11 protein-coding genes are annotated in these 10,784 nt (G+C 73.5%); 6 read left to right on the forward strand and 5 right to left on the reverse strand.

Annotation, left to right across the window (positions count from 1 at the left end; translation table 11 throughout):
- The first annotated feature begins 141 nt into the window (after nucleotides 1–141).
- The 4 genes from ABZV06_RS23835 to ABZV06_RS23850 all read left to right on the forward strand — a co-directional run bounded on the left by ABZV06_RS23835 (nucleotide 142) and on the right by ABZV06_RS23850 (nucleotide 2,766).
- On the forward strand, nucleotides 142–402 hold the full coding sequence (locus ABZV06_RS23835; RefSeq protein WP_355233962.1) for a Prokaryotic metallothionein: 261 nt from the start codon (nucleotides 142–144) through the stop codon (nucleotides 400–402).
- Between the two features lie 49 nt (nucleotides 403–451).
- The gene (locus ABZV06_RS23840; protein ID WP_355624303.1) at nucleotides 452–907 is read left to right on the forward strand and encodes a GNAT family N-acetyltransferase; all 456 of its coding nucleotides are present in this window, start codon (nucleotides 452–454) and stop codon (nucleotides 905–907) included.
- A gap of 184 nt (nucleotides 908–1,091) precedes the next feature.
- Nucleotides 1,092–2,168: a lytic polysaccharide monooxygenase gene (locus ABZV06_RS23845; protein ID WP_355624326.1), complete on the forward strand. Its 1,077-nt coding sequence runs from the start codon at nucleotides 1,092–1,094 to the stop codon at nucleotides 2,166–2,168.
- Between the two features lie 91 nt (nucleotides 2,169–2,259).
- Entirely contained in the window at nucleotides 2,260–2,766 is a 507-nt protein-coding gene (locus tag ABZV06_RS23850; RefSeq protein WP_355624306.1) for a GNAT family N-acetyltransferase, read from the forward strand.
- Between the two features lie 154 nt (nucleotides 2,767–2,920).
- On the opposite strand, the gene hemQ is transcribed toward ABZV06_RS23850, so the two are convergent.
- The 3 genes from hemQ to hemE are packed head-to-tail and all read right to left on the reverse strand — an operon-like array spanning nucleotide 2,921 to nucleotide 6,133.
- Nucleotides 2,921–3,622, reverse strand: coding sequence for a hydrogen peroxide-dependent heme synthase (hemQ, locus tag ABZV06_RS23855; RefSeq protein ID WP_355233968.1), 702 nt, complete (start codon nucleotides 3,620–3,622; stop codon nucleotides 2,921–2,923).
- Nucleotides 3,619–5,028, reverse strand: coding sequence for a protoporphyrinogen oxidase (gene hemG, locus ABZV06_RS23860; RefSeq protein ID WP_355624309.1), 1,410 nt, complete (start codon nucleotides 5,026–5,028; stop codon nucleotides 3,619–3,621). Before hemG ends, hemQ begins: the two co-directional genes overlap by 4 nt.
- Nucleotides 5,029–5,035: 7 nt before the next feature.
- Nucleotides 5,036–6,133, reverse strand: coding sequence for a uroporphyrinogen decarboxylase (gene hemE, locus ABZV06_RS23865; protein WP_355233972.1), 1,098 nt, complete (start codon nucleotides 6,131–6,133; stop codon nucleotides 5,036–5,038).
- Between the two features lie 148 nt (nucleotides 6,134–6,281).
- On the opposite strand from hemE, the gene ABZV06_RS23870 reads away from it, so the two are divergent.
- A complete protein-coding gene (locus ABZV06_RS23870) occupies nucleotides 6,282–6,854 on the forward strand; it encodes a DUF3000 domain-containing protein (RefSeq protein WP_355624312.1) in 573 nt (190 codons plus the stop codon).
- Nucleotides 6,855–6,885: 31 nt separating this feature from the next.
- Here ABZV06_RS23870 and ABZV06_RS23875 read toward each other — a convergent pair whose 3' ends face one another.
- Together ABZV06_RS23875 and ABZV06_RS23880 are read right to left on the reverse strand one after the other, a co-directional pair.
- On the reverse strand, nucleotides 6,886–7,740 hold the full coding sequence (locus ABZV06_RS23875) for a hypothetical protein (protein ID WP_355624315.1): 855 nt from the start codon (nucleotides 7,738–7,740) through the stop codon (nucleotides 6,886–6,888).
- A 143-nt stretch (nucleotides 7,741–7,883) separates the two neighbouring features.
- On the reverse strand, nucleotides 7,884–9,146 hold the full coding sequence (locus tag ABZV06_RS23880; protein WP_355624318.1) for a trypsin-like peptidase domain-containing protein: 1,263 nt from the start codon (nucleotides 9,144–9,146) through the stop codon (nucleotides 7,884–7,886).
- 209 nt (nucleotides 9,147–9,355) lie between these two features.
- Here ABZV06_RS23880 and ABZV06_RS23885 point away from each other — a divergent pair, with 209 nt between their 5' ends.
- The gene (locus ABZV06_RS23885; RefSeq protein WP_355233979.1) at nucleotides 9,356–10,681 is read left to right on the forward strand and encodes a ribonuclease D; all 1,326 of its coding nucleotides are present in this window, start codon (nucleotides 9,356–9,358) and stop codon (nucleotides 10,679–10,681) included.
- The last annotated feature ends 103 nt before the right edge of the window (nucleotides 10,682–10,784 follow it).

The following is a 10,784-nucleotide window of genomic DNA, read 5'->3' on the forward strand; positions in this document are numbered from 1 at the left end:
GGTCACGGCGGTCCACCAGGCCTAACGGACGACACGCCGACGCCGACACGCCGCCCATGCCGACCCGACGACGGCAATTCGCCCCCGACAACCCCCCACTGGGTCACTCTGAGGTCACATGTCCTGATACGGGGGGTTCCCATGGCGAGCTGCGAGGTCTGCGGAAACGACTACTGGATGGCGTTCGAGGTGCACACGGTCAGCGGCGACGTACACACCTTCGACTCCTTCGAGTGCGCCATCCACCGCATGGCACCCATCTGCGAACACTGCCAGGTCAAGATCGTCGGGCACGGTGTCGAGGTCAACGGCCGGTTCTTCTGCTGTGGGCACTGCGCCCGCGCGGTCGAGGGCGCCGAGGGTGCCGAGATCCGCGACGCCGTCGGCGCACGCCCGGCCTGACGCACCCCGGCACGTGAGCCCTCCGGGCCGCCCGGCCTACCATCGGTGCGTGCCCCAGCAGACCACCGAGATCCGGACCGCCTTCATCGCCGACCTGGACGCCCGCACTCTTCACGACCTGCTCAAGCTACGCATCGACGTGTTCGTGGTGGAGCAGAACTGCCCGTACCCGGAACTCGACGGGCGTGACGTCGAGGAGGGGACCCGGCACCTCTGGCTCACCGACGGCGGCACGCCGCTGGCGTACCTGCGGATTCTGGCCGACCCGGACGATGTCGCCCGGATCGGTCGGGTGGTGGTGGCCCCCGGGGCGCGCGGCGGTGGGCACGCCGGTCGGCTGATGACCGCGGCGCTGGAGGTGGTGGGTGACCGGACCTGCGTGCTGGAGGCCCAGTCGCACCTGGTGGCGTTCTACTCCCGGTACGGCTTCACGGTCAGCGGCCCCGACTACGTCGAGGACGGCATCCCGCACACCCCGATGCGGCGCAAGGTCATTGACGTCTGACGATCGACCTGGCATCGTGCCGGGTAGAGCCATCGCAGGAGCCAGCGAGTAGGCACGGGAGTGGGCAACTCCCGGCAGTCCGGGTGTCGTCGTCCGACCTCATCCCCCCGGGGGCTCCATGTCCACAATCGCCCGATCACCACGCGTGCTCCGGCCGCTCGCCGTCGCGGCAGCCGCCACGCTCATGTTGACCACCGCGCTGAGCGTCGCGCTGGTCCCACCCGCCTCCGCGCACGGTTCGGTCGTCGACCCACCCTCGCGCAGCTACAGCTGCTGGCAGCGCTGGGGCAGTGACTTCCAGAACCCGCGCATGGCCACCGAGGACCCGATGTGCTGGCAGGCCTGGCAGGCCGACCCGCAGGCCATGTGGAACTGGAACGGCCTGTTCCGCGAGGGCGTGGCCGGCAACCACCAGGGCGCTATCCCGAACGGTCAACTGTGCAGCGGCGGACGCACCCAGAACGGTCGCTACAACGCCATGGACACGGTCGGCGCGTGGAAGACCACCTCGGTGTCGAACAACTTCCGGCTGCGCTTCTTCGACCAGGCCAGCCACGGCGCCGACTACATCCGGGTGTACGTGACGAAGCAGGGCTTCAACTCGACCACCCAGCCGCTGGGCTGGAACGACCTCGAGTTGGCCGGCCAGATCGGCAACACCCCGGCGTCGCAGTGGGACAAGGACACCGGTGGCGTCTCCATCCAGATCCCGGTCAACGCGACGGGACGGACCGGACGGCACATCGTCTACACCATCTGGCAGGCGAGTCACCTGGACCAGTCGTACTACCTGTGCAGTGACGTCGACTTCGGTGGTGGATCGACCCCGCCGCCCACGACCCCGCCGCCCACGACCCCGCCGCCGACCACTCCTCCGCCGACCACTCCTCCGCCGACGACCCCGCCGCCCACCACTCCCCCGCCCACGACCCCGCCGCCCACCACCCCGCCGCCGGCCGGCGCCTGCACGGCGACGTACCAGATCACGGGTCAGTGGAGCGGCGGATTCCAGGCGGAAGTGAAGGTCACCGCCGGGGGCTCACCCACCAGAGGCTGGTCGGTGAGCTGGAACTACAACAACGGCCAGCAGGTCGCCTCGTCGTGGAGCGCCACCGTCACCACGAACGGCTCGCTGGTCACCGCGCGCAACGTCAACTACAACGGCACGCTGGCTGCCGGGGCGAGTACGACATTCGGTCTGCTCGGCTCGTGGAACGGCAGCAACCCGGTTCCGCTGGTCTCCTGCACGGCGACCAGTTGACCCCCGGCCGGCGCCGCACCCGGGCGGGGGCGCGGCGCCGGCCGGCGGGAATGCGGTGGTGCCCGGCGATCCGTCCGGGCACCATCTCCGCATGATCGACATCTTGGTGCTCTCCCCCGACGACTGGCCCACCTGGCGGGAGCTGCGGCTGGCCGCCCTCGCCGAGGCACCGGAAGCGTTCGGCTCACGGCTCGCCGACTGGCAGGGCGACGGCGATCGCGAGCAGCGCTGGCGTGACCGGTTGAGCATCCCCGGCTCACTCAACCTGGTGGCCGTCCTGGCCGGGCGTCCGGTCGGCATGTCGAGCGGCGTACCCACGTCGGACCCGCTGACGCGGGACCTGATCTCGATGTGGGTGCACCCTGACGCTCGCGGCAGCGGTGTCGGCGACCGCCTGGTGAACGAGGTGGCGCACTGGGCCCAGGAGCGTGGCGCCGAGCGGCTACGGCTATGCGTCAGGGTGGACAACGCGCGCGCCAAGGCCCTCTACCACCGCGCCGGCTTCCGCTTGACCCACGAGCCAAGTGATCTCGTGCCCGACGGCGTACGCCGAGAACAGATCATGCTCCGCCCCCTCCACCTCACGACGTCGCACTAAGCGAGATGCCCGTCGTCCCCGCGCCGCCCCGGCAGCAGGTGCGGCGATCTTGCACTTTCGGTTGCCACATCGCGGCCTATGCCCCTTTCGTCGCGACAGAAAGTGCAAGATCGCGGGGCGGGGCGGGGGCGGGGCGGGGGCGGGGCGGGGCGGGTCAGACCAGGCAGTTGACGATCTCGGCGACCGAGCGGCGGCGGCCCGTGTAGAACGGAACCTCCTCGCGGACGTGCCGGCGGGCCCCGGAGGCGCGCAGGTCACGCATCAGGTCGACGATCCGGTGCAGCTCGTCGGCCTCGAACGCGAGCATCCACTCGTAGTCGCCCAGCGCGAACGAGGCGACGGTGTTGGCGCGTACGTCCGGGTAGCCGCGCGCCATCTTCCCGTGCTCGGCCAGCAGCTCACGCCGCTCGGCGTCGGGCAGCAGGTACCACTCGTACGAGCGCACGAACGGGTAGACGCACAGGTATCCGCGCGCCTCCTCACCGGCCAGGAACGCCGGGATGTGGCTCTTGTTGAACTCCGCGGGCCGGTGCAGCGCCATCTGCGACCACACCGGGGTCAGCGCCCGACCCAGCGTCGTACGCCGGAACCGCAGGTACGCGTCCTGGAGCGCGTCGCTCGACGTCGAGTGCCACCAGATCATCACGTCCGCGTCGGCGCGTAGCCCGGCCACGTCGTACACGCCCCGGACCACCACGTCCTTGCCGGCCAGCTCGTCGAAGAGGGACTCGACCTCGCCGGTGACGTTGTCCCGCAGCGACGGCAGCGGGCCGCTGGCCCGGAACACCGACCACATCGTGTAGCGGATGCTGTCGTTCAGCTCCCGCAGCCGGGCCGCGTTGGTCTGCTCGGTCATCTCGCCGATCCTCCCAGTGCTGTGATGATCTCGTCGGCCGCCGTCTCGCCGGAGCGGACGCAGACCGGTATGCCGACACCGTCGTAGCCGGCGCCGGCCAGGACCAGGGTGGGCTGCGCGGCCCGCAGCGCCGTCCGCGCGGCGGCGACCCGGTCGGCGTGCCCCGGGGCGTACTGGGGCAGCGCGCCGCCCCACCGCTGCACGTGCCCGTCGACCGGGGCGGGCAGCGGGGTGTCGAGCACCGCCGACAGTTCCCGGTGCACTGTCGCGGCCAGGTCGGTGTCCGGGCGCTGGAGCTGCGCCTCCTCGCCGTAGCGGCCCACCGAGGCACGCACGAGGGCCAACCCGTCGGGCCGCCGCAGGTGCCCCCACTTCGTGGTGAAGAACGTGGCCGCCTTGATCAACAGCCCCTCGGTGCTCGGCACCAGGAAGCCAGACAGCTCGGGCAGCGGTGGCTGCGGCAACGCCAGCGTGACCAGCGCGACGCTGGCGTAGTCCAACTCGCCGACGGCCGAGGCGGCCTCCGGGGCCGGACCGCCGAGCAGGCGCGCCGCCGGTCGGGCCGGCACCGCCAGCACCACGGCGTCCACGTCGACGCTCACAGGGTCACGCGTCGGACCGACCGTGAGCCGCCAGCCGGTGCCGGTCCGGGTCACCTCGCGCACGGCGGCGTCCCGCCGGATCGTCGCGCCGCTGGCCGTCACCGCCGCCTCGACCAGGGTGCCCAGCCCGCCGGCCAGGGTGCCGAAGACGGGGGCGCCGGGCGCGCGGGGGGCGGCGGCCTGCGCGGCCCGGACCGCGCCGACCAGTGTGTGCTCGACCCGGGCGGTACGGGCCAGCGCCGGCATGGTCGTGACCAGGGACAGGTCGTCGGCACGGCCCGCGTACACGCCACCCAGCATCGGGTCGACCAGCCGGTCGACCACCTCGTCACCGAAACGGGACCGGACCAGCGCGCCCACCGAGACGTCCGCGTCGGGCCCGACCAACGGCCGACCGTCGTCCAGGTCGGCGTCCGCCGCCGGGCGCGCGACCGTCGCCACCTGATCCAGATCCCCGGGTACGCCGACCAGCGTCCCGCCCGGAATGGGGCGCAGCCCTCCGTCGACGACAAGCGCGGCCTGCCCGACGGTGGGGTGGACGATCTTCTCGGCCAGCCCGAGCCGGCGGGCCAGCACCACCGCCGCGCTCTCGGCCCCGGTGGGGTCCCGCATCAGGAAGGACTCGGCGCCGAACTCCACCGGTCCGCCGGCCAGCGCACCGGTGCGCAACTTGCCGCCCAGGGCGCCGGACTGCTCGTACACCGTGATCTCGGTGCCCTCCGGCGCGCGGTCGCGCAAGCGGACCGCGGCGGCCAGCCCGGCGATTCCGCCGCCGACCACCGCCACCCGCCAGGGCTGCCGCATCGCCGTGTCAGCCCCGCTCGGCCCGACGGCTGGACACCTCGTGCACCAGCGCGACCACCCGGGTCAGCACCTCCGGGTCGGTCTCCGGCAGCACACCGTGACCGAGGTTGAACACGTGTCCGGGGGCCGCCCGGCCCTGCTCCAGGATGCGGCGCACCTCGGCCTCCACCACGGGCCACGGCGCGAGCAGGACACACGGGTCCAGGTTGCCCTGCACCGCCTTGTCCGACCCGATCCGGCGGGTGGCCACGTCCAGCGGCGTACGCCAGTCGACGCCGACCACGTCCGCGCCGGCCTCCCCCATCGCGCCCAGCAGCTCGGCGGTGCCCACACCGAAGTGGATGCGCGGCACACCGGAGTCAACCAGCCCGCTCAGCACGGCGGTCGAGTGCGGCAGCACGTAGCGGCGGTAGTCGGCCTCGGAGAGCGCGCCGGCCCACGAGTCGAACAACTGCACGGCGGAGACGCCCGCCTCGATCTGCACCCGCAGGAAGGCAAGCGTCACATCGGCGAGCCGGCCGCAGAGCGCGTGCCACAGCTCGGGGTCGCCGTACATCAGAGCCTTGGTCTTGGCGTGGGTCCGCGACGGCCCGCCCTCGACGAGGTAGCTGGCCAGCGTGAACGGCGCGCCGGCGAAGCCGATCAGCGGGGTGTCGCCCAGCTCGACCACGAGCTGGCGGACGGCCTCGTCGACGTACGACACGTCGTCGCGGGTGATCGGGCGGATCCGGTCGACGTCGGCGGCGGTACGGACCGGCTCGGCGACCACCGGTCCGGTGCCCGGCACGATGTCCAGGTCGATCCCGGCCGCCGCGACGGGGACCACGATGTCGCTGAAGAGGATGGCCGCGTCCACCCCGTGCCGGCGCACCGGTTGGAGGGTGATCTCGGTGACCAGCTCCGGACGGCGGCAGGACTCCAACATCGGCACGTTGGCCCGGATCTCCCGGTACTCCGGGAGGGAGCGGCCCGCCTGGCGCATGAACCAGACCGGGGTGTGCGGGACGGGCCGACGCCGACAGGCCCGGATGAAGGGCGAGTCGGCCGGGCCGCCGGGGCGCGGGTGTCCGTCTCGGGCGGCAGTGCCCGTGGTATCCGTGGTCATCGCCGCAATCGTGCCACGCCCCTCGCCTCCGACCCGCCGGGGGTGAACGGAAGGGACGTACCTAACGCCGAGACCGCGACACGGCGGCGGAGGGGCGTGTCGGCGCGCCGTCGAAGCGGGCGGACCAACGGCGGCATAGGCTGCCGACATGGCCCCCCCGATCGCGCTCCCGGAGACCTTCGCCCGCGCGGTCGCCGGGCTGCGGTCGCCGGTGCCCCGGACGGAGATCACCCTGGAGGAGGTCGGCGCGCCCCAACGGCTCGCGCCGTTCACGTTCGCGCTCTCCGCGACGGTGCTGCGCGACGGCGACGAGGTGGCCACCGGCCGGCTGATCCTGCTGCACGATCCGGCCGGGCACGAGGCGTGGCAGGGCACGCTGCGACTGGTCACCTACGTGACGGCCGAGTTGGAGGTCGACCTCGCCGCCGACCCGCTGCTGCCCGGGGTGGGCTGGACGTGGCTGACCGACGCCCTGGACACCCAGGACGCCGGTCACCGGGCGATCGGCGGGACGGTCACCCAGACCATGTCGACCCGGTTCGGTGACCTCGCGGGCCCACCGACGGCCGGCGACATCGAGATCCGCGCCTCGTGGACACCTGTCGACGACGACCTCGCCCCCCACCTGCTCGGCTGGTGCACCCTGCTCGCCTCGACGGCCGGCCTGCCCCCGCCCGGGGTCACCGCTCTCTCCGACCGCCGCCCCGCCGCCACCGCCTGAACACTGTGGCGACGACGGGCGGCGCGGCGGATCAGAGGTAGTTCTCGGCCTCGTCGCAGACCTTGTCGAGGCCCTTCATCGCCGCGTCGTACGCGCCCTTGTTGCCGGCCGCCGCCGCGCCCAGCGCAGTCGTCAGCTTGTCCAGGCAACTCGCGATGACCTTCTTCTGCCGGGTCTGCTCGTCACGGTCGTTACGGGTACCGGTCAGATCCTGCTCGGTGTTGTCGAGCTTGTCCTGCATGACCTGAAGCTCGGTCTTGAGCTTGCCGATCTCGCTGGTGTTGGCGGCGATGGTGCCGTCGCGCTCGCTGACCTGGGCGGTGAGACGCTTCTCGGTCCGGTTCAGCTCGTTGTTCTTGGTCACGAACAGCCCGGTCATCACCCCGCTCACGACGAAGAGCAGAGCGGCCACCAGGGCCAGCACCAGCACCGCGCGACCGCGCCGAGGAGCCGGCGCAGCGCCGTACGGCGTCATACCGGGCGGGCCCGACATCGGCTGGCCGTACGCGGGACCGGAGACCGGCGGCGCCGACATGGGCTGCCCGTACGCCGGGCCGGAGACCGGCGGCGCCGACATCGGCTGGCCGTACGGCGGGGCGCTGGCCGGGTAGGCCGACGTCTGCGGTGCGCCGTACGGCGGGGCGGCCTGGCCGGGCGCGTACTGCTGCGGCGGCGTGGGCTGGCCCGGGGTGGGCTGACCCGGGGTGGGCTGACCCGGCGCGTACTGCTGCGGCGCGGGCTGACCGGCCGGGTACCGCACGGTCGGGTCGGTGCCCGGCGCGGACGGCAGCGTCGCGTGCGGCACCGTCGCGTCGGCCTCGGGCGAGCCGGGCGGCGGCGGGGTGGTGGGCGGGAGGCCCTCCGGGCCGGTCGGTGGCTGGGACATGTTCTTCCTCCAAGGTGAGCAGGTCCTCCGCCGATGGGCGCGACGGACCGGATGCAGCGGCAGGTTCGTCCGGGGCCGAGGACCCGGAGACCTCGGGAACGACCGCTAGGGCCGTGGTTGGCGCGAGCGGCCGGAGCCGCGGGTCAGCAGATCTTGAAACCGTCGCAGGCGACCTTGATCGGTACGGCCAGCCCGATGCCCTCGGCGTCGCGAGCCTTGGCGGTGGCGATGCCGACCACCTGCTTGCTGCCGTTGATCACCGGGCCGCCGGAGTTGCCGGGGTTGATGGGGGCGTCGAACTGGATGGCCGGTCCGGAGCCACCCTGTGCGGCGCGCAGCGCGCTCACCACGCCTGTGGTGACGCTGTCCTCCAGGCCGAGCGGAGCGCCGACGACGACGATCTGCTGGCCGGACTTCACGGCGGTGGGCGCGGTGACCAGGCCGGTGAACTTGCCGGTGGTCCGCAGGTGCGCCACGTCGTTGGTCTTGTCGACCTTGACGATGGTGGCCGGGAAACGCTGGTCCGTGCGCTCCAGGAAGACCTCGCGTCCACCGGCCTCCCACACCGACTCGACCACGTGGAAGTTGGTGAACAGGTTGGTGCCACCGCCGGCCGCCGGCTTGCCCACCGCGAACGCGCTGCCGGTGAACTGCCCGGCCCGAACCCGGAACACGCTCGGCAGCACCGCGCTCGCCACCGCCTCCGGGTTGAACGCGGCCCCGGCCTGCTTCTCCAGGGCGTCCGCGCGCTTCTCCAGGCCGTCGAGGCGCGTGCCGTCGCCGTCCTGGGCCTGCGCCAACCGGCGGTCGGTGGCGGCGAGACGGTCGCCGAGCTGGTCCAGCTGGTACGCCTGAAGGCCGGCCACGGCGGCGAGCGCCACGACGAGCAGGGCGGCGAGCACGACCGGCCAACGGCGGCGGCTGGGTCGGACGGGCGGCGGGGTGACACCCGGCCACGCGGGCTGGCCGGCAGGGAACGGTGGCGCGCTGGACAGGTCCCCGGTGGGCGGGTAGCCGCCGCCGTGCGACGCCGGGGCATACGGCGCGGCGCCGTGCGACGCCGGGGCGTACGACGCGGCGCCGTGCGACGCCGGGGCATACGGCGCGGCGCCGTAGGGCGCCGACGGGTAGGCACCGGTTCCCTGCCCCGGGGGTACGGCGGCCGGGGCGGGGCCCTGGCTCCACTGCCCGCTGTTGGGCGGTGCCGACCACCCGGTACGGGGTGCCGGAACGGCCGCGGTCGGCTCGGTGCCGCCCGGCGTGCCGGGCCAGGTGGCGCCGACCTGTGGATGCGGTTCGATGCGCGGGGGCAGGGGGCCGGGTCGTTCGGCGGATGAACCGCTCACACCGTCCGGCTCGGCGCCGCCCATCGGTCGTCCGTCGCCCGCACCGAAGCCAGCCGTCATGATCGTCGTGCCTTTCCCCGTGGTCTCCCCGTGCGGCCGTCGTGCCGGATGTCACGCGATCGGGCCGACGGCTCGATGGACCGTACCTGCGCGAACGGGCTTTGTCTCCCCCGATGTCCGGCATCCGAAAGGACACCTTGCGGACACCCGGCCGACACACGCCGGACCGGCTGCACACGCCGGATCGGCGCGCGCACTAGGGTTGGCAGGTGACCGACGAACCACCCCTGCGCCGTCGGCCCACCGCAGAACCTCCGGGACACGCACCCCAGCACCCGCCGTCGGCCCAGCCGCAGCCGGCGGGCGAGGGGCCCGACCCGACCGACGGTGGGCCCGTTCCGCTGACCGCTCCGCGTGACGGCACCCCCGACCCAGTGGCCACCCCGGCCGAACTCGCCGAGGTCGTGGCCCGGTTCGCGGCCGGCACCGGCCCGGTTGCCCTGGACGCCGAGCGCGCCTCGGGCTACCGCTACAGCCAGCGCGCGTACCTCGTCCAGCTACGCCGTGCCGGCGCCGGCACGGCGTTGATCGACCCACTGCCGCTGCCCGACCTCAGCGCGCTCGACGCGGTGATCGGCGATGCCGAGTGGGTGCTCCACGCCGCCAGCCAGGACCTGCCGTGCCTCGCCGAGGTGGGGCTGCGGCCACGCCGGCTGTTCGACACGGAACTGGCCGCTCGGTTGGCTGGGTTCGAGCGGGTCGGCCTGGCCGCGCTGACCGAGCAGCTACTCGGTTTCACCCTGGAGAAGCACCACTCGGCGGCCGACTGGTCCAGTCGCCCACTGCCCGAGTCGTGGCTGACCTACGCCGCGCTCGACGTGGAGATGCTCACCGATCTGCGCGACGCGCTCGACGCCGAACTGGCACGACAGGGCAAGTCGGCCTGGGCCGCCGAGGAGTTCGCCGCCCTGGTCCGCACCGGCGCCCGGCCACCCCGGGTACGCGCGGAACCCTGGCGGCGTACGTCCGGCATCCACCGCGTACGCGGTGCGCGGGCCCAGGCCCGGGTCCGCTCGCTCTGGTACGCCCGCGACCAGATCGCCTCCCGGCGGGACGCCGCGCCCGGTCGGGTGCTGCCCGACTCGGCCATCGTCGCCGCGGCCGAGCTGGACCCGAAGGACGAGAAGACACTGCTGACGCTGCCCGGTTTCGGTGGCCGGTCGGTCCGTCGCCTGGCCCGCACCTGGCTGGCCGCGCTCGACGACGCCCGGGAACTGCCGGACGACGCGCTTCCGGTCACCCCGGCGGTCGAGGGCCCACCCCCACCGCACCGCTGGGCCGAGCGGGACCCGGTGGCGGCCGGCCGCCTGGCCCGTTGCCGGGAGGTGGTGGTCCGCATCGCGGCCGAACACAACCTGCCCCCGGAAAACCTGATCACCCCGGATTCGGTACGTCGCCTGGCCTGGAGCCCGCCGGATGAGATCACCGAGTCCACGGTGGCAGAGGCCCTGCGCGGCTTCAACGCCCGCGAGTGGCAGATCGCCCTGCTGAACCCACACCTGACAGAAGCCCTCTCCCCCAACCCCATCCCGTAGTCCCCACCACCCGCGCGGGCCCCGCGGGCGGGGGGGGGGGGGGGGGCGCGGCGGCCCGCCCGCGCCGCGCCCGGGCCCGCGGCGGCCGGGGGGGGTGTCGGGG

Source organism: Micromonospora sp. NPDC005172 (genome assembly GCF_040608555.1).
Classification (GTDB): Bacteria; Actinomycetota; Actinomycetes; order Mycobacteriales; family Micromonosporaceae; genus Micromonospora.